This is a genomic window from Streptomyces sp. NPDC055966 (assembly GCF_042269865.1).
Taxonomy (GTDB): domain Bacteria; phylum Actinomycetota; class Actinomycetes; order Streptomycetales; family Streptomycetaceae; genus Streptomyces.
Window position 1 is genome coordinate 330,844 of sequence record NZ_JBHJYK010000005.1, and the last position, 22,442, is coordinate 353,285.

At 71.8% G+C, this 22,442-nt stretch carries 16 protein-coding genes; 11 read left to right on the forward strand and 5 right to left on the reverse strand.

Annotated features, from left to right (window positions below; genetic code table 11):
- From ACFC8N_RS13710 to ACFC8N_RS13760, 11 genes are all read left to right on the forward strand, one after another.
- On the forward strand, window positions 1-837 hold the full coding sequence (locus tag ACFC8N_RS13710; protein ID WP_376288207.1) for a 5,10-methylenetetrahydrofolate reductase: 837 nt from the start codon (window positions 1-3) through the stop codon (window positions 835-837).
- A gap of 111 nt (window positions 838-948) precedes the next feature.
- Window positions 949-2,418, forward strand: coding sequence for an aldehyde dehydrogenase family protein (locus ACFC8N_RS13715; RefSeq protein WP_356031910.1), 1,470 nt, complete (start codon window positions 949-951; stop codon window positions 2,416-2,418).
- A gap of 20 nt (window positions 2,419-2,438) precedes the next feature.
- Window positions 2,439-3,530, forward strand: a complete 1,092-nt coding sequence (locus tag ACFC8N_RS13720) for a glycine betaine/L-proline ABC transporter ATP-binding protein (protein WP_376288208.1) — start codon at window positions 2,439-2,441, stop codon at window positions 3,528-3,530.
- The gene (locus ACFC8N_RS13725; RefSeq protein WP_376288209.1) at window positions 3,530-5,506 is read left to right on the forward strand and encodes an ABC transporter permease; all 1,977 of its coding nucleotides are present in this window, start codon (window positions 3,530-3,532) and stop codon (window positions 5,504-5,506) included. Before ACFC8N_RS13720 ends, ACFC8N_RS13725 begins: the two co-directional genes overlap by 1 nt.
- Window positions 5,507-5,519: 13 nt before the next feature.
- A complete protein-coding gene (locus tag ACFC8N_RS13730; protein ID WP_376288210.1) occupies window positions 5,520-6,485 on the forward strand; it encodes an ABC transporter substrate-binding protein in 966 nt (321 codons plus the stop codon).
- A 219-nt stretch (window positions 6,486-6,704) separates the two neighbouring features.
- Window positions 6,705-9,143, forward strand: coding sequence for an FAD-dependent oxidoreductase (locus ACFC8N_RS13735; RefSeq protein ID WP_376288211.1), 2,439 nt, complete (start codon window positions 6,705-6,707; stop codon window positions 9,141-9,143).
- A 21-nt stretch (window positions 9,144-9,164) separates the two neighbouring features.
- Window positions 9,165-10,025: a bifunctional methylenetetrahydrofolate dehydrogenase/methenyltetrahydrofolate cyclohydrolase gene (locus ACFC8N_RS13740; RefSeq protein WP_356031921.1), complete on the forward strand. Its 861-nt coding sequence runs from the start codon at window positions 9,165-9,167 to the stop codon at window positions 10,023-10,025.
- Complete coding sequence (gene glyA / locus ACFC8N_RS13745; RefSeq protein ID WP_376288212.1) at window positions 10,022-11,305, forward strand: serine hydroxymethyltransferase; 1,284 nt, start codon at window positions 10,022-10,024, stop codon at window positions 11,303-11,305. Before ACFC8N_RS13740 ends, glyA begins: the two co-directional genes overlap by 4 nt.
- The gene (locus tag ACFC8N_RS13750) at window positions 11,302-12,534 is read left to right on the forward strand and encodes a sarcosine oxidase subunit beta family protein (RefSeq protein WP_356031925.1); all 1,233 of its coding nucleotides are present in this window, start codon (window positions 11,302-11,304) and stop codon (window positions 12,532-12,534) included. The genes glyA and ACFC8N_RS13750 overlap by 4 nt, the downstream gene beginning before the upstream one ends.
- A gap of 11 nt (window positions 12,535-12,545) precedes the next feature.
- A complete protein-coding gene (locus tag ACFC8N_RS13755; RefSeq protein WP_376288213.1) occupies window positions 12,546-15,761 on the forward strand; it encodes a sarcosine oxidase subunit delta family protein in 3,216 nt (1,071 codons plus the stop codon).
- On the forward strand, window positions 15,754-16,356 hold the full coding sequence (locus ACFC8N_RS13760) for a sarcosine oxidase subunit gamma (RefSeq protein ID WP_376288214.1): 603 nt from the start codon (window positions 15,754-15,756) through the stop codon (window positions 16,354-16,356). Before ACFC8N_RS13755 ends, ACFC8N_RS13760 begins: the two co-directional genes overlap by 8 nt.
- A gap of 29 nt (window positions 16,357-16,385) precedes the next feature.
- Here the strand turns inward: ACFC8N_RS13760 and ACFC8N_RS13765 are convergent, their stop codons facing one another.
- The 5 genes from ACFC8N_RS13765 to ACFC8N_RS13785 form a co-directional block, all read right to left on the reverse strand.
- The gene (locus ACFC8N_RS13765) at window positions 16,386-17,183 is read right to left on the reverse strand and encodes an IclR family transcriptional regulator (protein ID WP_356031933.1); all 798 of its coding nucleotides are present in this window, start codon (window positions 17,181-17,183) and stop codon (window positions 16,386-16,388) included.
- Window positions 17,184-17,312: 129 nt separating this feature from the next.
- Window positions 17,313-18,185 (reverse strand): formyltetrahydrofolate deformylase, encoded by an 873-nt coding sequence (gene purU / locus ACFC8N_RS13770; RefSeq protein WP_376288215.1) that lies wholly within the window; start codon window positions 18,183-18,185, stop codon window positions 17,313-17,315.
- A 90-nt stretch (window positions 18,186-18,275) separates the two neighbouring features.
- A complete protein-coding gene (locus ACFC8N_RS13775) occupies window positions 18,276-19,922 on the reverse strand; it encodes an MFS transporter (protein ID WP_362820008.1) in 1,647 nt (548 codons plus the stop codon).
- Between the two features lie 16 nt (window positions 19,923-19,938).
- Window positions 19,939-21,372, reverse strand: coding sequence for an alpha/beta hydrolase (locus ACFC8N_RS13780; protein ID WP_376288216.1), 1,434 nt, complete (start codon window positions 21,370-21,372; stop codon window positions 19,939-19,941).
- Between the two features lie 186 nt (window positions 21,373-21,558).
- The gene (locus ACFC8N_RS13785) at window positions 21,559-22,380 is read right to left on the reverse strand and encodes a PaaX family transcriptional regulator C-terminal domain-containing protein (RefSeq protein WP_376288217.1); all 822 of its coding nucleotides are present in this window, start codon (window positions 22,378-22,380) and stop codon (window positions 21,559-21,561) included.
- Window positions 22,381-22,442: the final 62 nt, after the last annotated feature.

Here is a 22,442-nt window from a genome sequence, read left to right on the forward strand (position 1 = left end):
GTGGCACCCGAGGCCCTGCGGGCGCTGCTCGGCCGTGTCCGCTACGAGGTGCTCCCCGCGCGGGCGACGGAGGAGAAGGTGCTCGCCCATGTGCCCCGCGACGTCGTGGTCACGGTCACGGCGTCGCCGGTCAAGGGGCTGGAACCGACCCTCGCCCTCACCGAGCGGCTCGCGGCGCACGGTTACCGCGTCGTCCCGCACCTGCCCGCACGGCTGTTGCGGGACGACGCACACCTGAAGGACGTCGCCGAGCGGCTGCGTGCGACGGGGATCGAGGACCTCTTCGTGCCGGCGGGCGACGCCGACCCGCCGGCCGGGCCGTACGAGGGCGCGCTCCCGGTGCTCCGCAGGCTGACCGAACTGGGCAGTCCCTTCCGGGAGTTGGGCATCACCGGGTACCCGGAGAGCCATCCCCTCATCCACGACGACATCACCGTCCAGTCGATGTGGGACAAGCGCACGCACGCGACGTACATCGTCAGCAACCTGTGCTTCGACCCGCGGGTGCTCGGCGACTGGATCACCCGGATCCGGCGCCGTGACATCACCCTGCCCGTGTACGTCGGGGTCGCGGGGCCGGTGCAGCGGGCGAAGCTGCTGGCCATGGCGACGAAGATCGGGGTGGGGGAGTCGACGCGCTTCCTGGCCCGGCACCCCGCCTGGTTCCTGCGGTTCGCGGCACCCGGCGGCTACGCCCCCGAGCGGCTGCTGAGCCGGGGCGGGCAGGCGCTGACCGGGCCGTCTGCCGCAGTGGCGGGGCTGCATCTGTTCACCTTCAACCAGCTTGCCGAGACGGAGTCCTGGCGGCGTGCCCTGCTGGACCGGCTGGGCGGCTGAGAATCGTGGTCGACCGACCCCTTGACGGGTGCCGGGCATTCGGCCAGGGTGTTCCACCACAAGCAATGCAATGCACAATGCGCAACGGATTCGGTTCGAAGGGCGCGTCGCATGGCAGATCTGTATGTGGCCGGAGAATGGCGTGATCCGGTGGCCGGCGGTCACCGCGAGATCCGCTGTCCGGCGGACGGCACGCTCGTCGCGACGGTCTCGGAAGGCACCCGCCCCGACACCGGGGCGGCGATCGCCGCGGCCCGGCGGGCCTTCGACGACGGCACCTGGCCCGGCACCCCCGAGCGGGAGCGCGGCGCGCTGCTGCTGCGCACCGCGGACGTCATCGAGCGCGACGCCAAGGAGTTCGCCCGCGCCGAGTCCCTCGACACCGGCAAGCGCCTGGTCGAGAGCGAGTACGACATCGCCGACGTCGTCTCGTGCCTGCGCTACTACGGCGGCATCGCCGGCACCGGCGCCGGCCGGGTGGTCGACACCGGCCGCGACGACGCCCTCAGCCGGGTCGTGTACGAGCCCGTCGGCGTCTGCGGGCTGATCACTCCCTGGAACTACCCACTGCTGCAAGCCTCGTGGAAGGTCGCCCCGGCCCTGCTCGCGGGCAACACGATCGTCCTCAAACCGAGCGAGCTGACGCCGTCCACCTCGATCCTGCTGATGAAGGCGCTGGAGGAGGCCGGGCTGCCCGCGGGCGTGGCCAACCTCGTCCTGGGCGCCGGAGCCGAGGCGGGCGCACCGCTGGCCGAGGACCCGGCCGTCGACATGGTGTCGTTCACCGGAGGCCTGGACACCGGACGGCACATCATGGCGACCGCCGCCGCGACGGTGAAGAAGGTCGCGCTGGAACTCGGCGGCAAGAACCCCAACGTGGTCTTCGCCGACGCCGACGTCGAGACGGCCGTCGACTTCGCGCTCACCGCCGTCTTCCTGCACTCCGGGCAGGTCTGCTCGGCCGGTGCCCGGCTGATCGTCGAGGACTCGCTGCACGACGCCTTCGTGGACGAGGTCGTACGCCGCGCCCGGCTCATCCGGCTCGGCGGGCCCTTCGACCCCGAGGCGGAGACCGGGCCGCTGATCTCCGCGCGGCACCGGGAGAAGGTCGAGGCGTATGTCGCGGCGGGCCTCGCCGAGGGCGCCGTACTGCGCTGCGGCGGGGCACGCCCCGACGACCCGGCGCTGGCGGGCGGCTTCTACTACCCGCCGACGGTCCTCGACGCGTGCCGGCAGGACATGCGCGTGGTGCACGAGGAGTCCTTCGGACCCGTGCTCACCGTCGAGAGCTTCCATGACGAGGACGACGCCGTGCGCATCGCCAACGACACGGAGTACGGCCTCGCGGGAGCCGTGTGGACACAGGACGCGGGCAAGGCGCAGCGCGTCGCCCGCCGACTGCGCCACGGCACCGTGTGGATCAACGACTACCACCCCTATGTGCCGCAGGCCGAGTGGGGTGGGTTCGGGCACTCCGGCGTGGGCCGTGAGCTGGGGCCGACCGGCCTCGACGAATACCGGGAGCCCAAGCACGTCTGGCAGAACATCCAACCCCGGCCGCAGCACTGGTTCCGCGGCTGAACGCCGAAGAGAGGTCGACCATGGCCCCAGCACAGACCGAGGTGTCGCAGCGGCGCGACACGTCCGAGGATCCCCAGGACCGCACCCCCGTCATCTCCGTGCGCGGGCTGTGGAAGGTGTTCGGGCCGAAGGCCGACGAGGTGCCGGACTCCGCGGAGCTGTGCGGACTCACCCGCCGCGAGCTGATGGACCGCACCGGCTGCACCGCCGCCGTACGGGACGTGAGCTTCGAGGTGTCGCCCGGCGAGGTGTTCGTCGTCATGGGCCTGTCCGGTTCGGGCAAGTCCACCCTGGTGCGATGTCTCACCCGGCTGATCGAACCCACCGCGGGCGAGGTCGTCTTCGAGGGCGAGGACATCCGCGGCGCCGACCCACGGCGGCTGCGCGAGATGCGGCGCAGCAAGTTCTCCATGGTCTTCCAGCACTTCGGCCTGCTGCCGCACCGCAAGGTCGTGGACAACGTGGCCTTCGGGCTGGAGATCCGTGGCATGAGCAAGGCCGAGCGTGTCCGACGGGCCCTGGAGACGGTGGAGTTGGTGGGCCTCGCCGGGTACGAGAACTCCTACCCCGACCAGCTCTCCGGCGGTATGCAGCAGCGCGTCGGCCTCGCCCGCGCCCTCGCCGGCGATCCCGACGTCCTCTTCTTCGACGAGCCGTTCTCGGCGCTCGACCCGCTGATCCGCCGTGACATGCAGAGCGAGGTCATCCGGCTGCACCACGAGGTCGGCAAGACCATGGTGTTCATCACCCACGACCTCTCCGAGGCGCTCAAACTGGGCGACCGCATCCTGATCATGCGGGACGGCAAGACGGTCCAGTGCGGCACCGGGGACGAACTGGTCGGTGCCCCCGCCGACGACTACGTACGGGACTTCGTGCGGGACGTGCCGCGCGGCGATGTCCTCACGCTGCGCTGGATCATGCGCCCCGCCCAGCCCGAAGACGCCCTCGACGGGCCCGAGTTGGGGCCGGACGTCGTCGTGCGCGAGGCCACCCGGGCGGTGCTGGCCGCCGAGAAGCCGGTCAAGGTCGTCGAGGGCGGCAAGCTGCTGGGCATCGTCGGCGACGAGGAGATCCTCTCTGTCGTCGCCGGTGACGAAGGCGGTGTGTGATGGCCGTCGCCGCCGACGCGACCGCGTCGGTCACCCCCCTGCGCGAGAAGGCCAGCCGCCCGAGGGTGGTGGCCGCCGTCCTGGTCGGCTGGCTGGTGCTGTTCGCCGTGCTGCGCGGCCGGCAGACGCTCACTCTCGCTGCGGCCGACCTCACCGGACTGCACCGCTGGCTGAACGACGTCAACGACACCATCGGCGCCAACCGCAACTCCAACCCGCTCTTCCTGTACTTCTTCAACGAGATCCGGCTGGCCATCGACCAGCTGGTGACCTTCGTCCAGCAGCTGATCTCGCAGCCGGTCGGCGCCCGCCCGGTCCCGCAGATCGGCTGGCTCGGCGTCGTCGGCATCACCGGCTACGCCTCCTGGGCCGTGGGCAACTGGCGGGTCGCCCTGCTGGCTGTGGCCGGCTTCACCTTCTTCGGGCTGCAGGGGCTGTGGCAGGAGAGCATGGACACCCTGGCGCTGACCCTGTCGGCGGTCCTCGTGGCGCTGCTCATCGGCATCCCGCTCGGTGTGTGGGCAGGCCTGTCCGACCGGTTCAACCGGATCATGACGCCCTTCCTGGACTTCATGCAGACGATGCCGACCTTCGTCTATCTCGCCCCGCTGACCCTGATCTTCCTCATCGGCGGCGCCTCCGCCGTGATCACCACGGTGATCTACGCGGCACCGCCCGCCATCCGCATCACCGCGCACGCCATCCGCTCCGTGCCCGAGACCACCGTCGAGGCGGCGGACTCGCTCGGCACGACACGCGGGCAGCAACTGGTGAAGGTGCTGCTGCCGATGTCCCGGCGCACGGTCGTCATGGGCGTGAACCAGACCATCATGGCCGCCCTCGCCATGGTGACCATCGCCGCCCTGATCGACGCGCCCGGCCTCGGCAAGACCGTCGTCCAGGCCCTCCAGTCCCTCGACGTCGGCACCGCCTTCAACGCCGGGCTCGCCATCGTCGTCATGGCGATCGTGCTCGACCGGGTCACCACGGCCGCCGCCGCGCGCACCGAGACGGCCCGCCGCACCGACGCCCGGCTGCTCAGGTGGCGCCGTCCGCTGCTGGCGGCGGGCGCGATCGGACTCGGCTTCGTGATCTACGTGTCCCACACCTACCTGTGGGCGGCACAGTTCCCGGGCAGTGGTGCCGTCGGCAGCCACATCGCGAGCGCGGCCGACACCACGACCGGCTGGCTGCAGAACCATGTGTCGGGACTGACCAACGGCCTGCGCAACGTGCTCACCAACGGACTGCTCAACCCCTTCCAGACGCTGCTCACCGACTCCCCGTGGTGGCTCGTCGGCATCGTCCTGGTCGCGCTGGCCCTGGTGCTCGGCGGACGGTGGGCCGCGGTGACGGCCGCCGGCTGCGTCGGGCTGCTGGTCGGCACGGGCGTGTGGTCGGACAGCATGACCACCCTCGCCTCGACGGCCGTGGCCACGGTGCTGGTGATGCTGCTCGGTGTCGTCTTCGGCGTGTGGATGGGGCGCAGTGCGCTCGTGGACCGTGTGGTACGGCCCACCCTGGACGCGGCACAGGTCATGCCGCCCTTCGTCTACCTCGTGCCGTTCCTGGCCCTCTTCGGCGCCACCCGGTTCACCGCGATCGTCGCGGCCGTGGTCTACGCGGCACCCGTCGCCGTCAAGATCATCGCGGACGGGGTGCGGAACGTCCCCGCGACGACCGTGGAGGCGGCCACCTCGGCCGGGTGCAACACGTGGCAGATCATCACCAAGGTCCAGCTGCCGATGGCCCGCAGCGCCCTGACGCTCGCGACCAACCAGGGGCTGATCTATGTGCTGTCGATGGTTGTGGTGGGCGGCCTGGTGGGGGCCGGCGCCCTCGGCTACGACGTCGTGGCCGGATTCTCGCAGGGACAGCTGTACGGCAAGGGGCTCGCGGCGGGACTGGCCATCGTCCTGCTCGGAGTCATGTTCGACCGGATCACTCAGGCCGCGGCGCGCCGCACCCGGGCATAAGGAGCACGACACCATGGCAAGACACTGGCGAGCCGGCGCGGCCGGCCTGGCCGTCCTCGGCCTCACCCTCACGGCCTGCTCGGGGGCGAAGGTCGGCGACAGCACCTCCGCGGGCGCGAAGTCCTCGGGCGGCAAGTGCGGCACCTTCAACCTGGCCGTCAACCCGTGGATCGGCTACGAGGCGGACGCGGCGGTCGTGGCGTACGTCGCGCAGCACGACCTGGGCTGCACCGTCACCAAGAAGGACCTGAAGGAGGAGATCGCCTGGCAGGGCTTCGGGACCGGCGAGGTGGACGCGGTCCTGGAGAACTGGGGCCACGACGATCTGAAGAAGAAGTACATCACGAGCCAGAAGACCGCCGTCGAGGCCGGCTCGACCGGCAACAAAGGCGTCATCGGCTGGTTCGTGCCGCCGTGGCTGGCCAAGGCGCACCCGGACATCCTCGACTGGAAGAACCTCGACAAGTACGCCGACGAGTTCAAGACGTCCGAGTCCGGCGGCAAGGGCCAACTGCTGGACGGCGACCCGTCGTACGTCACCAACGACGCGGCCCTGGTCAAGAACCTGAAGCTGAACTTCAAGGTGGTGTACGCGGGCAGCGAGACCGCGCTCATCCAGGCGTTCCGGACGGCCGAGAAGAACAAGCAGTGGATGATCGGCTACTTCTACGAGCCGCAGTGGTTCATGTCCGAGGTGCCCCTGGTCAAGGTCAACCTCCCGAAGTACACGACGGGCTGCGACACCGACGCGGCGAAGGTGGCCTGCGACTATCCCCTCTACGACCTGGACAAGATCGTCAGTGCGCAGTTCGCCAAGTCGGGCAGCCCGGCGTACGGCCTGGTGAAGAACTTCCACTGGACCAACGACGACCAGAACACCGTCGCCCGGTACATCGCGCAGGACAAGATGTCGGACGACGCGGCGGCCAAGAAGTGGGTCGACGCGAACCGCGACAAGGTCGATGCCTGGCTCAAGTAGCACGGGCGGGGAAGGGCCGAACGGACCAGCCCGGCAGGCGGTGCGCAGCCATGCGCGCCGCCTGCCGGGCGCTGTCGTGTTCCCGCCCGTGATCAGGCCGTTTTCCGACGTCACCGGCCCCTTGACACCTCTCCTCGACGCCGGGCACATTGAGTTGCGCAGCCTGAATCGCGTTGCGCAGAAAGCAACTGAATCGGTCTCAAGTTCGGAGGTTGGGCGATGGCGGGACCCCGAGTGGTGATCATCGGAGCGGGCGTCGTGGGAGCGGCTCTGGCGGACGAGGTCTCCGCACGCGGCTGGACCGAAGTGACCGTGGTCGACCAGGGCCCCCTCCCGGCCACCGGGGGCTCCTCCTCGCACGCCCCCGGCCTGGTCTTCCAGACGAACCCCTCGAAGACGATGACGGAGCTGGCCCGCTACACCGTCGAGAAGTTCTGCTCCCTCGACGTCGACGGAAAGCCCTGCTTCCTCCAGGTCGGCGGCCTCGAAGTGGCGACCTGCCCCGAGCGCCTCGCCGAGCTGCACCGCCGGCACGGCTGGATCACCGCGTGGGGCATCGAGTCCCGCCTGCTGAGCCCGGACGAGTGCGTCGAGCAGCACCCGCTGGTCAACCGGGACCGGGTGCTCGGCGGCCTGCTCGTCCCCACCGACGGACTCGCCAAGGCCGTCCTCGCCGTCGAGGCGCAGATCCGCCGGGCCACCGAACGCGGCGTGCGCTTCCTCGCCCGCCACGAGGTCCTCGACATCCGGCAGGGCGCGGGCCGCGTCACCGGCGTCGTGACCGACCAGGGCGAGATCCCCGCCGACATCGTCGTGTGCTGCGCCGGCATCTGGGGCCCGAAGATCGCCCGCATGGCGGGGATGAACCTGCCGCTCACCCCGCTCGCCCACCAGCTCGCCTGGACCGGCCCGATACCGGCGCTGAAGGGCCAGACCGAGGAGGCGGTCCGCCCGATCCTGCGCCACCAGGACGCCGACCTCTACTACCGCGACCGCTTCGACGGCCTCGGCATCGGCTCCTATGGACACCGCCCCATGCCGGTCTGCGCCGACGACATCCTCTCCGTGGACGAGGCCGAACAGATGCCCTCGGTCCTGAAGTTCACCGAGGACGACTTCGCGGACGCCTGGACCGAGACGCAGTCCCTCCTCCCGGCGACCCGCGAGGCCAAGGTCGAGGAGGGCATCAACGGCCTGTTCTCCTTCACCACCGACGGCTACCCGCTGCTCGGCGAGTCCCCGGACGTCAAGGGCTTCTGGGTCGCCGAGGCGGTCTGGGTCACCCACTCCGCGGGCGTCGGCCGCGCCGTCGCCGAATGGCTGGTCGACGGCCACTGCTCCTCCTTCGACCTGCACGAGTGCGACGTCAACCGCTTCGAGCCGCACCAGCTCTCCCCGGAGTACGTCCTGGCCCGCGACTGCCAGAACTTCGTCGAGGTCTACGACATCCTCCACCCCCTCCAGCCGTCCGGGAAACCGCGCCCGATCCGCACCAGCCCCTTCCACGCCCGCCAGCAGGAGCACGGCGCCTTCTTCCTGGAGGCGAACGGCTGGGAGCGCCCGCAGTGGTACGAGGCCAACGCGGGCCTGGTGACGGGCCGTTCGATCCCCACCCCGGGCGACTGGGCCGCCCGCTACTGGTCGCCGATCGTCGGCGCCGAGGCCCAGGTCACCCGTGAGAGCGTCGCGATGTACGACATGACCGCCCTCAAGCGCCTGGAGGTCGGCGGCCCCGGCGCCGCCGACTTCCTGGAGGGCCTGGTCACCGGCAAGGTCGCCAAGTCCGTCGGCTCGGTGACGTACACGCTGCTGCTCGACCACGACGGCGGCATCCGCAGCGACATCACCGTCGCCCGCCTCGCCCCGGACCGTTTCCAGGTCGGCGCCAACGGCAACCTCGACCTCGACTGGTTCACCCGACACCTGCCCGCCGACGGCAGGGTCCAGGTCCGCGACATCACCGCCGGCACCTGCTGCATCGGCCTGTGGGGCCCGCTCGCCCGAGACGTCCTCCAGCCCCTCACCGACGCGGACTTCAGCAACGACGGCCTGAAGTACTTCCGCGCCAAGCACGCCTACATCGGCAGCGTCCCGGTGACCGCGATGCGCCTGTCGTACGTCGGCGAGCTGGGCTGGGAGCTGTACACCACCGCCGACCAGGGCCAGAAGCTGTGGGACACCCTGTGGGCGGCGGCCGAGCCGCTCGGCGGCGTCATCGCCGGCCGCGGCGCCTTCAACAGCCTCCGCCTGGAGAAGGGCTACCGCTCCTTCGGCACCGACATGACCTACGAGCACGACCCCTACGAGGCCGGCGTCGGCTTCGCCGTCAAGCTCGACAAGGGCGACTTCATCGGCAGGTCCGCGCTGCAACGCCGCAAGGCGGACGTACGACGCAGGCTGACCTGCCTCACCATCGACGACCCGCGCTCGGTCGTCATGGGCAAGGAACCGGTGTACGACGGCGAGCGCGCCGTCGGCTACGTCACCAGCGCCGCCTACGGCTACACCATCGGCAAGGGCATCGCCTACGCCTGGCTCCCGGCCGACCTCGCCGTCCCCGGCACCACGGTGCACATCGGCTACTTCGACCAGCGCGTCGAGGCGGTCGTGGCCGAGGAGCCGCTGTTCGATCCGACCATGTCCCGCCTTCGTGGCTGAGCGCTGGAAGGAGCACCGCGCGTGACCGCACAACTCCTCGACGGCAGGGCGACCGCCGCCGCCATACGTCACGAACTCACCGATCGCGTAGGCAAGTTGACTGCCCTCACGGGACGCGCCCCGGGCCTCGGCACCGTCCTCGTCGGCGACGACCCCGGCAGCCACGCCTACGTCGCAGGAAAGCACCGCGACTGCGCACAGGTGGGCATCGCCTCGCTGCGCCGCGACCTGCCCGCCGACGCCACCCAACGCCAGGTCGAGGACGTCGTCGACGAACTCAACGCCGATCCGGCCTGCACCGGCTACATCGTCCAGCTCCCGCTCCCGCGCCACCTGGACGCGAACGCCGTCCTCGCGCGCATGGACCCCGCCAAGGACGCCGACGGACTCCACCCGGTCAACCTCGGACGACTCGTCCTCGGCGTCGACGCCCCCCTGCCCTGCACCCCGCGCGGCATCGTGGAACTGCTGCGCCGCTACGAAGTCCCGCTGGCCGGAGCACGGGTCTGCGTGGTCGGACGCGGCATCACCGTCGGCCGGCCGATCGGGCTGCTGCTCACCCGCCGCTCCGAGAACGCCACCGTCACCCTCTGCCACACCGGAACCAAGGGCCTGGCCCGGCACGTACGCGAGGCGGACATCGTCGTCGCGGCGGCCGGCTCGCCGGGACTGATCACCAAGGACATGCTGCGCCCCGGCGCGGCCGTCCTGGACGTCGGCATCACCCGCACCGACCAGGGCCTGGTCGGTGACATCCACCCGGAGGCCGCCGAGGTCGCCGGACGGCTCGCGCCGATGCCCGGGGGAGTGGGACCCATGACCCGGGCGATGCTGCTCGCCAACGTCGTCGAGGCCGCCGAGAGGAACGCGAACCCCGCATGAACGCGCTGAACACCCCCCTGGCCGAGTTGGACCCCGAGGTCCACGACGCGCTCCGGGCCGAACTGCACCGCCAGCAGTCCACCCTGGAGATGATCGCCTCCGAGAACTTCGCGCCCACCGCCGTGATGGAGGCCCAGGGCTCCGTCGCGACCAACAAGTACGCCGAGGGCTACCCCGGCCGCCGCTACTACGGGGGCTGCGAACACGTCGACGTCACCGAGAAGTTGGCCATCGAACGCGTCAAGTCCCTCTTCGGCGCGGGCTTCGCCAACGTCCAGCCGCACTCCGGCGCCCAGGCCAACACCGCCGTGTTCTTCGCCCTGCTGAAGCCCGGCGACACGATCCTCGGCCTCGACCTCGCGCACGGCGGCCACCTCACCCACGGCATGCGCATCAACTACAGCGGCAAGATGCTCAACGTCGTGCCGTACCACGTCTCCGGGACGGACCACCTCGTGGACATGGACGAGGTGGAGCGGCTCGCCAAGGAACACCGGCCCAAGATGATCATCGCGGGCTGGTCGGCGTACCCGAGGCAGCTGGACTTCGCGGCGTTCCGCCGGATCGCCGACGAGGTCGGCGCCCTCCTCATGGTCGACATGGCGCACTTCGCCGGCCTGGTCGCCGCCGGACTGCACCCGAGCCCCGTCCCGCACGCCCACGTCGTCACCACCACCACGCACAAGACGCTCGGCGGACCCCGCGGCGGCGTCATCCTCACCAACGACGCCGACCTCGCCAAGAAGCTCAACTCGGCCGTGTTCCCCGGGATGCAGGGCGGCCCGCTGGAGCACGTCATCGCCGCGAAAGCGGTCTCGTTCAAGGTCGCCGCGTCGCCGGAGTTCGCCGAGCGCCAGGCCCGCACGCTCGCCGGCGCCCGCATCCTCGCCGAACGCCTGACCCGGTCCGACGCGGCGGCGGCCGGAGTGCGCGTGCTGACGGGCGGCACGGACGTCCACCTCGTCCTCGTGGACCTGCGCGACTCCGCACTCGACGGCAAGCGCGCCGAGGACCTCCTCCACGAGATCGGCATCACCGTCAACCGCAACGCCGTCCCCTTCGACCCGCGCCCGCCGATGGTCACCTCCGGGCTGCGCATCGGCACCCCGGCGCTCGCCACCCGGGGCTTCACCGAGGCGGACTTCACCGAGGTCGCCGACGTGATCGCCCTGGCCCTCCAGTCCGCGCCGGACGTGTCCGCACTGCGCGCCCGCACCGAGGCACTGGCCGCCAAGCACCCGCTCTACCCGCACCTCTCGCACGACGGAGACGCCCGATGAGCCCCCGCACCCCCGGCGCCGGCCTGCCCGACCACCCGGACTTCCTCTGGCGCACCCCCGAGCCCAAGCGGTCGTACGACGTGGTGATCGTGGGCGGCGGTGGACACGGCCTCGCCACCGCCCACTACCTGGCGAAGAACCACGGCATCACCGACGTCGCGGTCCTGGAGAAGGGCTGGCTCGCGGGCGGCAACATGGCCCGCAACACCACGATCATCCGCTCCAACTACCTGTGGGACGAGAGCGCGGGCATCTACGAACACGCGTTGAAGCTGTGGGAAGGGCTGGAGGAGGAGCTCGACTACCCGATCCTCTTCTCCCAGCGCGGTGTGCTGAACCTCGCCCACAGCCTCCAGGACGTCCGCGACAGCGTGCGCCGGGTCGAGGCCAACCGGCTGAACGGCGTCGACGCCGAATGGCTCGACGCCGAGCAGGTCAAAGAGGTCTGCCCGATCGTCAACACCTCGCCCGACGTGCGCTATCCGGTCCTCGGCGGCACGTACCAGCCCCGCGCCGGCATCGCCAAGCACGACTACGTGGCCTGGGGCTTCGCCCGCTCCGCAGACGCCGCCGGTATCGACATCATCCAGAACTGCGAGGTCACCGGCCTGGACGTGGTCGGCGGCCGGGTGGTCGGGGTGCGGACCACGCGGGGCCCGATCGCGGCGGGCAAGGTGGCCCTGTGCTCGGCCGGCCACACCTCGGTCCTCGCCGCCATGGCGGGCATCGAACTCCCCCTCCAGAGCCACCCGTTGCAGGCCCTCGTCTCCGAACTGCTGGAGCCCGTGCACCCGACCGTGGTGATGTCCAACGCGGTCCACGTGTACGTCAGCCAGGCGCACAAGGGCGAGCTGGTGATGGGCGCGGGCATCGACGCGTACAACTCCTACACCCAGCGCGGCGCGTTCCACGTCATCGAGGAGCAGATGTCCGCCGCCCTGGAGCTCTTCCCGGTGTTCGCCCGCGCCCATGTGCTGCGCACCTGGGGCGGCATCGTCGACGTCAGCCCCGACGCCTCGCCCGTCGTCGGCCTCAGCCCGGTCGGCAACCTCTACCTCAACTGCGGCTGGGGAACGGGCGGTTTCAAGGCCACCCCCGGCGTCGGCTGGGTGTACGCCCACACCATCGCCCACGACGCACCGCACACGCTGAACGCCCCGTTCTCGCTCGACCGATTCACCACCGGCGCGCTCGTCGACGAGCACGGCGCCGCCGCCGTGGCCCACTAGGGAGGCCGACCATGCTGCTGATCTCCTGCCCGTGGTGCGGGCCCCGCGACGAGGCCGAGTTCCACTACGGCGGCCAGGCCCACGTCCCCTACCCCGAGGACCCGGCCGCCCTCGGCGACGAGGAGTGGGCGCGCTACCTCTTCTTCCGCGACAACCCCAAGGGCCCCTTCGCCGAACGCTGGAACCACGCGGCGGGCTGCCGCAAGTGGTTCAACGCGGTGCGGGACACGTCGACCAACGAGATCCTGGCGGTGTACCGGCCGGGGGAGGAGCGCCCGGAGCGGCTGGAGCCGCGCCCGGTGACCTCTCAGCCGGCCCCGGCCGTGCCAGCCCGTCCGGTCACCGAGGCCGTGGCCCCTGCTGAGCCGAGCCGGGCTGTCGGGGCGGCGCCCCCGGCACGGCTCGCGGGTCAACCCCGCCGCCTCGCCACCGGCGGCCGCATCGACCGCGCCACCGCCCTCACCTTCACCTTCGACGGCACCGAGTACCAGGGCTACCGCGGCGACACCCTCGCCTCCGCCCTCCTCGCCAACGGCGTCATCACGGCGGCGACCAGCATCCGGCTCGGCCGCCCCCGCGGCATCTTCTCGGCCGGTGTCGAGGAACCCAACGCCGTCGTCCAGATCGAGGCCCCCTTCCCCGAGCCCATGCTCGCCGCCCCGGCCGTCGAGCTGTACGACGGCCTGGTCGCGAGCAGCCTGCCCGGCCAGGGACGCCTCGCCACCGAACCCGACCCCGCCCGCTACGACGCCGTGCACGCACACTGCGACCTGCTGGTCGTCGGCGCCGGCCCGGCCGGTCTCGCGGCGGCCGCCGCGGCAGCCGACAGTGGCGCCCGCGTCATCCTCGCCGACGACCAGCCGGAACCCGGCGGCAGTCTGCTCGGCACCGGGGAGCACCTCGACTGGGTCGAGGCCACGCGGGCGCGGCTCGACTCCGCCCCCGAGGTGCGCGTCCTCGCCCGCACCACCGTCTTCGGCCACTACGACGACAACCACGTCCTCGCGGTCGAGCGCCGCACCAACCACCTGGGCGCCGACGCCCCGGCGAACGTCTCCCGCGAACGCGTCTGGCGGATCCGCGCCCGGCGCGTCGTCCTCGCCACCGGCGCCCACGAACGCTCCCTGGCCTTCGGCGACAACGACCGGCCCGGCGTGATGCTGGCCGCCTCGGCCCGGACGTATCTGCACCGGTACGCCGTCGTGCCGGGCCGGCACGCCGTCGTGTTCACCACCAACGACAGCGCCTACGCCGCCGCGCTCGACCTGGCGGCGGCCGGAGTGGACATCGCGGCGATCGTCGACACCCGGCCCGAGCCGGGCCAGTGGGCCGAGCGCGCCCGGTCCGCCGGGATCGAGGTGCTCGCCGGACACGCGGTCACCGGTACCGAGGGCGCGGACCGCCTCACCGCCGTCACCGTCGCCCCGTACGCCCAGGAGACCACCGGCCAGCGGGAGTTCGCCGTCGACCTCCTCCTGGTCTCGGCCGGCTGGAACCCGGTCGCGCACCTGTACAGCCAGGCGGGCGGCAAGCTCCGGTACGACGACGTGCTCGGCGCGTTCGTCCCCGACCACTGCCGTCAGGCGGTCGAGGTCACGGGCAGCGCGAACGGGACCTTCGACCTCGCGGCGGTCCTCGCGCAGGGCGCGGCGGCCGGCGCCCGCGCGGTCGGGGCGGAGGGCCACCGCGCCGGGGCGCCCGCCCTCCCGGCCGTCGCCACCGCGCCGTACACCCCGCCCATGCAGGTCTTCACCGTCCCCACCGCCACCGGCGCCCCCCGCTTCGTCGACCTCCAACGTGACGTCACGGTGGACGACCTGGCGCGGGCCACCGGGGCGGGCCTGCACTCGGTCGAGCACACCAAGCGCTACACCACGGCGGGTACGGCAAGCGACCAGGGCAGGACGGGCGGCGTCCTGGCGAGCGGGGTCGTCGCCGAACTCCTCGGCGTCGACATCTCGGCGCTCGGCCTGCCGACCTTCCGGCCGCCGTACACCCCGGTCTCCTTCGCCGCCCTCGCCGGCCGCGACCGCGGCGCGCTGCACGACCCGATCCGTACGACCGCCCTGCACGCCTGGCACGTCGAGCACGGCGCGCTGTTCGAGAACGTCGGCCAGTGGAAGCGGCCCTGGTACTACCCGCGAGACGGCGAGGAAATGGAGAGCGCCGTGCTGCGCGAGTGCCGCGCCGCCCGCGAGGGCGTGGCCTTCATGGACGCCTCCACGCTCGGCAAGATCGACGTACAGGGCCCGGACGCCGCCCGCTTCCTCGACCTGCTCTACACCAACATGATGAGCACCCTGAAGACCGGCATGATCCGCTACGGCGTGATGTGCCGCCCGGACGGCATGGTCTTCGACGACGGCACCGTCATCCGGCTGGCCCAGGACCGCTTCCTCGTCACCACCACGACCGGCAACGCGGCGGCCGTCCTGGACTGGATGGAGGAGTGGCTCCAGACCGAGTGGCCCGACCTGAGGGTGCACTGCACGTCGGTGACCGAGCAGTGGGCCACCGTCGCCCTGGTCGGCCCCAGGTCCCGCGCGGTCCTCGGCTCACTCGCACCCCGACTGGCCGTATCCAACGACGACTTCCCCTTCATGGCCTGGCGCGACACGACCGTCGCCGGCATCGGGGCCCGGGTCTGCCGGATCAGCTTCTCCGGCGAACTCGCCTACGAGATCAACGTGTCGCCGTGGCACGCCCTCGCGCTGTGGGAGGCGCTGTACGAGGCGGGCGCCCCGTACGGGATCACCCCGTACGGCACCGAGACCATGCACGTCCTGCGCGCCGAGAAGGGCTACCCGATCGTCGGCCAGGACACGGACGGCACGGTCACCCCGCAGGACCTCGGCATGGGCTGGGCGGTGTCCAAGAAGAAGCGCGACTTCATCGGCAAGCGCTCCTACGCCCGCGCCGACACCGTCCGCCCCGACCGCAAACACCTGGTCGCCCTGCTCCCCGACGACGGCGGTGTCCTCCTCCCCGAAGGCACCCAACTGGTCGCCGAGAGCGAACTGCCCGCCCCGCCCGTGCCGATGCTCGGCCACGTCACCTCCAGCTACCGCAGCGCGGCGCTCGACCGGACCTTCGCGCTCGCCCTGCTCAAGGGCGGCCGGGACCGTATCGGCGAACGCCTCTACGCACCCGTCGGCGACCGGCTGTTCCCGGTGACCGTCGCCAGTCCCGTCCTCTACGACCCCGAGGGAGCCCGCCGCGATGGCTGACACCGCCCCGACCACCCGGCCGCGCAGCCCCCTTGCGCATGCCGCCGACCGCCTGGCGGACGTGACGCGCACGTCCGGAGGCGCGATCCGGCTGGCCGAACTGCCCTTCCTGGCCCAGGTGAACGTCCGTCTCGACGCCAAGGGCCCGGCGGCGGACGCCGTGGGGCTCGCGCTCGGGCTCCCACTGCCACTGGAACCCAACACGGCTGTCCGCGCAGGCGAGTTGACCGAGGTGTGGCTCGGCCCGGACGAATGGCTGGTCGTGGGACAGCCCGGGGCCCAGAAGGAGTTGGAGGGCAGGATCCGTGCGGCGGCCGGGGACGAACACGTGTCGGTGACCGACGTCTCCGCCCAGCGCACCACCCTCCTGGTCACCGGCCCCCGCGCCCGCGACCTGCTCTCCCACGGCTGTGCGCTCGACCTGCACCCGAGCGCCTTCGGCCCCGGCCGCTGCGCCCAGACCACCCTGGCCCGCGCCCAGGTCCTCCTCGTCGCCCGCGACGAGACCAGGGCGGGCTTCTGGGTCCTGGTGCGCTCCTCCTTCGCCGGCTATCTGACGGAGTGGCTGTTGGACGCGGCCGTCGAATACGGGTGAACGACTCCGCGCCGGCACCTCTGCGGGGCTCAGCCCAGGTACCCCATCCGGTGGCTGATCTCCTGCGCGCCCTTGAGCAGTGCCGGCGCGAGTTCGTGGAGTCGTTCCTCGGTGAAGCGGTACGCCGGCCCCGATGCGCTGAGGGCGGCGATGACCTCGCCGTCGCGGGAGCGGATCGGGGCCGCAATGGCGTGCAGGCCGATCTCCAGCTCCTCCAGCGTCACCGCGTAGCCGCGCTCGCGCGCCTCGGTGAGGTTCTTCTCCAGCGTCGTCCTCGCGGTCAGGGTGTGCGGCGTCAGCTTCCGCAGGCCGGCCGCCGCGAGCACCCGGGCGCGCGCCTCCGCCGGCAGATGGGCCAGCAGGATCTTGCCGCTCGACGTGGCGTGCACCGGGGTGAGCTGCCCGACCCAGTTGTGTGTGCCGACCGCGCCGGGGCCGCGCACCTGGTAGAGGTTGACCGCGTAGTGCTCCTGGAGGACGGCGATGTTGACGGTCTCGCCGATCTCCTCTATCAGCCGCTCGCACACGGCCCGGCCCTGCTGGGTGACGTCGAGACGGCCCGTGACCGCGCCCGCGAGGCGCACGATCCCGAAGCCCAGCCGGTACTTGCCCCGTTCGGCCGTCTGCTCGACCAGGCCGCGTGCCTCAAGTGCGCCGAGCAGGCGGAACGCGGTCGACTTGTGGACGTCGATCTCGGCGGCGACCTCGCTGACGCCCGCCTCGCCGCGCTGGGCGAGGATCTCCAGGACGCTCACGGCACGGTCGACGGACTGCACCCCGTTCACAGCGGGGCCTGTTGTTTCGCCATCTGCTGTGTAGTTGCTCATGACGCAACTATACGCATCGACGTCCCGGTGTCCCGCCCTTGAGACGAAGGCATACCACGGCACAGTGCTGTCCGCACTGCCCGCAGCGACCTCGGTCCGTGGTTGCGGTGTGCGCCGCCGCCCTTCCCGTCAGCGGAAGACGACCGTGCAGTGGCCGTTGACCAGTACGCGGCTCTCGCTGTGCCACTCGACGGCGCGGGCGAGCACCTGGGCCTCGACGTCACGGCCGAGGGCGACCAGTTCGTCCGGGGCGTGCCTGTGGTGCACACGGACGACGTCCTGCTCGATGATCGGGCCCTCGTCGAGGTCGGACGTGACGTAGTGCGCCGTGGCCCCGACGAGCTTGACGCCACGCTGGTGCGCCTGGACGTAGGGCTTGGCCCCCTTGAAGCTCGGCAGGAAGGAGTGGTGGATGTTGATGGCCCGGCCGTCGAGCTTCTTGCACAGGTCGTCGGAGAGGATCTGCATGTACCGGGCGAGGACCACGAGGTCGATGTCCAGTTCGTCGACGAGCCGGAGCAGCCGGGCCTCCGCCTCCGCCTTGGTCTGTGGCGTCACCGGGATGTGGTGGAAGGGGATGCCGTAGTTCCGGGCCAGCGGCTCGAAGTCGCGGTGGTTGGAGACGATCGCCGGGATCTCGATGTTGAGCGCGCCCGTGGAGGTGCGGAAGAGCAGGTCGTTCAGGCAGTGACCGAACTTCGAGACCATGACGAGCGTGCGGGTCGGGGTCGAGGCGTCGTGCAACTGCCATGTGATCCGGTACGCCTCGGCGACCGGCCCGAAACCGGTGCGCAGATCCTCCAGCGAGACGCCCGGATCCGAGACGTCGAAGTGCACCCGCATGTAGAAGCGGTCCTGGAGCCGGTCGTCGAACTGCTGGCTCTCCAGGATGTTGCCGGAGCGGGTGACGAGGAAGGAACTCACGGCGTGGACGAGACCGGCCCGGTCGGGGCACGAAAGAGTGAGGACGAACTCGCGGCCGGGCTGCGGTCGAGGGGACATGGCATCCTCCCTGGGTGCGCTATGCGCAACGAAGCGGGTGATACGCAACATGGTCCGGCGCGAGGGGTCGACTGGTCAAGAGTGCCGTTCTTATTGCGCATCAGGTTTCGTCATGTGCAACGGATGGATCTCGCGGTGTTCGACAGGGAGGTCCTCCTCCTGCGGTGCGGCCTCCTGCGCCGTACGCCCGCGCAGGGCCGCCACCACCAGTACGGCCGAGCACAGAGCCGCCGCACCGCACACCACGAACCCGATCGAGTAGCCGTGCCCCAGGGCGTCGAGGGCGTATGAACGGGCGGCACCCGGTGGGGTGTTGGCGGGGACGGAGTTCAGGGCGAGAGGGCCGCCCGCTGCGAGCACCTCGTGTGCCGCCGCCTTCGACTCCGGGTTCAGCGACGACGAGGCGCCCAGCGAGGACGTCACCCGGGACGCCGCCTGGCTCAGCGCGACCGCGCCGATGACCGCCGGGCCGAGGGTGAAGCCGAAGTCGCGCAGCAGGTTGGTCGCCGCGCTCGCCATGCCCGCGAGCGGGAGCGGCACCGTGTTGACGGCGGTCGCGGTGATCGACGACACCGTGAACGCGAAGCCGATGCCGACGAGCCCGAGCGGCAGGATCAGTGACGTCAGGGCCCGGTCGCCGACGTCGAGCCCCGCGGCCAGGAAGTCGCCCGCCGCGATCAGTGCCAGACCGGCGGTGAGCAGCGCCCGCGCGGGCAGCCGGTGCAGCAGTCGCGAGGTCAGCGGGGTGAGCAGCGGCGTGATGCCGTTGAGCAGCAGGAACGCGAAGGAGGCGCGCATCGGGCTCTGGTGCTGGACGGGGCCGAGCCGGATGCTGGTCGCGTACGCCGTGCCGAGGAAGCTGAACATGCCCACGACCGCGACCGCCGACGCGATGGCGAAGGAGCGGTTGCGGAACAGGTCCAGGCGCAGCAGCGGGGAGCGGGCCCGGCTCTCGGCGACCACGAACAGGCCCACGAACACCGCTGCGATCACGAACGCCACGACCACCGGAGCCGAGCCCCAGCCGTCGGCCGGCCCCTGGATGACGGCGTACAGCAGGGCGAACAGACCGACGCCGATGGCGATCTGGCCGCCGACGTCCAGCGAACGTCCCTCCGGCGAGCGGGAGTTGGCCGCGAGCCACAGGCTCACCAGCGCGCTGACCGCGGCCAGCACGGCGACCACCACGAACGCCGAGCGCCATGAGCCGTAGGTGCCGGTGATCCCGCCGAGCAGCGGGGCGAGGAAGCCGCCCGCGGACAGGCTGGAGGCCCAGAGTGCGATGGAGCGGGCGCGCTCGGCGCCGGTGTGCGTACCGGCCGCGATCATGGCGAGCGAGGTGGGGAAGAGCGCGGCCGCACCGAGACCGGCCAGTGCCTGGCCCACCCACAGCTGATGGACGCCGGCGGCGCTCGCGGCGACGACCTCACCCGCGCACACCAGCGCGGCGCCGCCGACGAGGAGGCGTTTACGGCCGAAGAGGTCGCCGAGTACACCGAAGGTGAGTTCCAGGACGGCGACGGGGAGCAGGAACGCATCGGATATCCAGGTCAGTTGGGAGCCGACCGGGTGGAGGTGCTCCTGGAAGAGCCCGTTGAGGGTGGCGGGTATCGCGAGGCCGATCTGGGCGAGGCAGACCGCGAGACAGCCGGCGACGAGCGTGCCGACGGGCAGGGGCGCACGGGGGAGGGACGTACGGGGGAGGGGCGTGTGCGGGGCGGCGGATGCGTCGGACATGAGCGGGGTCCCAACGTCAGTGGCGGGCGGGGTGCACGGGCCGGTCGCGGCCGACCGTGAGCGGTGCGGGGCGGAACGGGAGGTACGCCGCCCCGTCCAGACCGAGTGCGGTGGCGGACCGCTGGAGCGCGGCCGGGCTCGCGGCGTCGTCCCAACGGCCGGTGGTGACGCGGTGTTCGAGGGCGTGCAGGGCGGCCACGGTCTCGGCGGTCGTGAACGTGCAGTGGCCCTGGCGCTCGACGTACGCCTGCCGCAGCAGCGCGTCGTCCCCGGCCGCGCGCACCCGGTCACCGAACCGCCGCTCCTGCTCGACCGGGACCAGGTTGTCGGCGATCGTGTGCACGTCCAGCAGCGGCACGCCGAGCCCCTGCCCGGCGGAGGAGCTGCGCTGTGCGGCACGGACCGCGGCGGGGTCCGCGGTGACCGAGGCGTCCCGGGTCAGGGCGGCGAGGTCGGCGCGCAGGTCGAGCCCGGCCGCCCGGTACAGCGCGCGGACCTGCGGCGCGTGCACGGATCCGGCGAGCAGGTTCGCGTAACTGACGCCCTGGTTCCAGGAGTTGTCGCCGCCGACGGACCGCTCGACGGCATACCGGCCGCCCTCGACGAACGCCAGGATGCCCTGTGCGAACCACGCGTACTGCTGCCGCTCCTGGCCCGCCCAGTCGGTCGGCGCGGGCCGGTCCTGTCCGGGCGCCCAGGCGGGCAGGTTGAGGAAGGCCGCGGCCAGCGCGATCCGGGCCCGGCCCCGCGGGGTGGCCTGGGCGGCGGTAACGGCGTCGGTGAGCCTCTGGGCGGTGGCGGCCGCGGCGTCGGCGGACCCGAACCGGACGAGGCCGACGTCCTGCCCCGGCAGGAGCAGCCGGGCGATGGTGTACTCGGCGTCGAGCTGGTAGTTGTCGAGGTCCGTGCCGCCCGCGACCAGACCGCACAGCCCGAGCGCGCCGTCGACGCGGCCGGCGCCGTCGCGGGCGATCTGCGCGTTGACGAGCCCGCCCATGGACTGGCCGACGGCGAGGGTGCGGCGCGGGGTGCCGATCTTCGCGCTGACGGCGTCGAGCGTGCCGAACTGATCGCGTTCGGCGCTGTTCAGGGCCCACATCGAGCCGTGGGGGTCGTACGACGACCCGGCCAGCGCGTACCCCTCGGTGAGCAGTTCGGCGCGTACGGCGTCGGAGGGCGCGTCGTTGGCGACGACGGGGCCGAAGCCGTGGCTGAACAGCAGCAGCGTGCCGTTCCAGCGGGCGGGGACGTCCGCGACCCAGGCTGCGCCGTCGGAGAGCGTGCCGGTGAGGTGACCGGCGGTCCCCGTGTCCGCCCGGGCGGCGTGCGCGGGCGAGGTGGCGAGGGCCGCGGACGCGAGCGTGGCCAGCGCGGCGAGGGCCACCCGCAGGCGGGTCCGGGAGGCACGGGAACGGGGACGGGACGTGCGGGGAGGGGTGCTGGCGCGCATGGGTGGGCTCCTTCTGGGCGGCGGCGGAGCGGGTCCCGGACGGATGTCCAGATGCTCAGTGCACTGAACGAAGCGGGGTGTCAGGAATGTAGGGCGGATTTCTTGCGGCCGTCAATGCAATGCACAACATCACTTGAGGAAGGAGCGCACGACGGTGCGCGGCAAGTGCGCCCGACGGGAACGCCGCTACGCCACGGGAAGGGTCTCGATGAGCCGGCGCGCAGCGTCCCGGGCGGGCGCCTCCAGACGGGCGTGCACCGCACGGAACGTCTTCTCGGCCCGGGCCGCGGGCCAGTCGGCGGGCAGGTGCTGCACGGGCAGCCGGGGGTCGGCGCGGATGACCTGAAGCCATTCGGCGGTCAGCCGGAGGCGCAGCACGAGAGCCTCCTCGGCGGTCAGGTGCGCTCCGCCCGAGGCGTACCCTCGCCAGGCTTCGTCGAACTCCCGGTAGCAGGCGGCCAGTCGGGCCAGGTCCCAGGTCTCGTCGATCATCCCGGCGATGTCCGTGCCGGCGTCCGCGTTGGCACGGAAGACCTTGACGTGCGCGGCCAGGCCCAGCTCGCCGACGATCTCGGAGACGTCGACCTCGCCCGGCGCGATCCACAGCCCGCTGAACAGTGCGCCGAAGCCCGCCCAGGTCAACTGCGCGCGCAGATCGTGCCGTTGACGCTGCCACGACTCCGGCAGCGAGAACCCGAGCAGCGTCCAGGTCCCGTCCCAGTCCCGGTTCACCGCCCCCGTGTGCCAGATGCGCCGCTCCCCGTCACGCAGGACCGCCTCGGAACGGTCGGTGAGCCCGATGTACGTCCGCCGGCCCTGCCGCCGCCGGCTCAGCAGCCCGCGCCCGGCCATCCGGCTGAGCATGGACCGGGTGGCCTGCTCCCCGACACCGGCCCGGCGGAACACCTCGATGACACTCCCTGTGTACACGCACACCCCACGCCCCAGCACCTCGTCACCGAGGAAGCTGAGCAGCAGGGACTGGGGGCGGGGGACGGGACCGGTCACGTGGACACAGTACGAGACGGCCGCCGACCGGAGCAGCCGCTGGAGACTCCGGTACGTTCGGG

Bases quoted from the DNA above. Each gene is read 5' to 3' on its own strand.
- ACFC8N_RS13715 (WP_356031910.1), top strand. From the start codon at position 949: ATGGCAGATCTGTATGTGGCCGGAGAATGGCGTGATCCGGTGGCCGGC.
- ACFC8N_RS13720 (WP_376288208.1), top strand. From the start codon at position 2,439: ATGGCCCCAGCACAGACCGAGGTGTCGCAGCGGCGCGACACGTCCGAG.
- ACFC8N_RS13725 (WP_376288209.1), top strand. From the start codon at position 3,530: ATGGCCGTCGCCGCCGACGCGACCGCGTCGGTCACCCCCCTGCGCGAG.
- ACFC8N_RS13730 (WP_376288210.1), top strand. From the start codon at position 5,520: ATGGCAAGACACTGGCGAGCCGGCGCGGCCGGCCTGGCCGTCCTCGGC.
- ACFC8N_RS13735 (WP_376288211.1), top strand. From the start codon at position 6,705: ATGGCGGGACCCCGAGTGGTGATCATCGGAGCGGGCGTCGTGGGAGCG.
- glyA (WP_376288212.1), top strand. From the start codon at position 10,022: ATGAACGCGCTGAACACCCCCCTGGCCGAGTTGGACCCCGAGGTCCAC.
- ACFC8N_RS13750 (WP_356031925.1), top strand. From the start codon at position 11,302: ATGAGCCCCCGCACCCCCGGCGCCGGCCTGCCCGACCACCCGGACTTC.
- ACFC8N_RS13755 (WP_376288213.1), top strand. From the start codon at position 12,546: ATGCTGCTGATCTCCTGCCCGTGGTGCGGGCCCCGCGACGAGGCCGAG.
- ACFC8N_RS13760 (WP_376288214.1), top strand. From the start codon at position 15,754: ATGGCTGACACCGCCCCGACCACCCGGCCGCGCAGCCCCCTTGCGCAT.
- ACFC8N_RS13765 (WP_356031933.1), bottom strand. From the start codon at position 17,183: ATGAGCAACTACACAGCAGATGGCGAAACAACAGGCCCCGCTGTGAAC.
- purU (WP_376288215.1), bottom strand. From the start codon at position 18,185: ATGTCCCCTCGACCGCAGCCCGGCCGCGAGTTCGTCCTCACTCTTTCG.
- ACFC8N_RS13775 (WP_362820008.1), bottom strand. From the start codon at position 19,922: ATGTCCGACGCATCCGCCGCCCCGCACACGCCCCTCCCCCGTACGTCC.
- ACFC8N_RS13780 (WP_376288216.1), bottom strand. From the start codon at position 21,372: ATGCGCGCCAGCACCCCTCCCCGCACGTCCCGTCCCCGTTCCCGTGCC.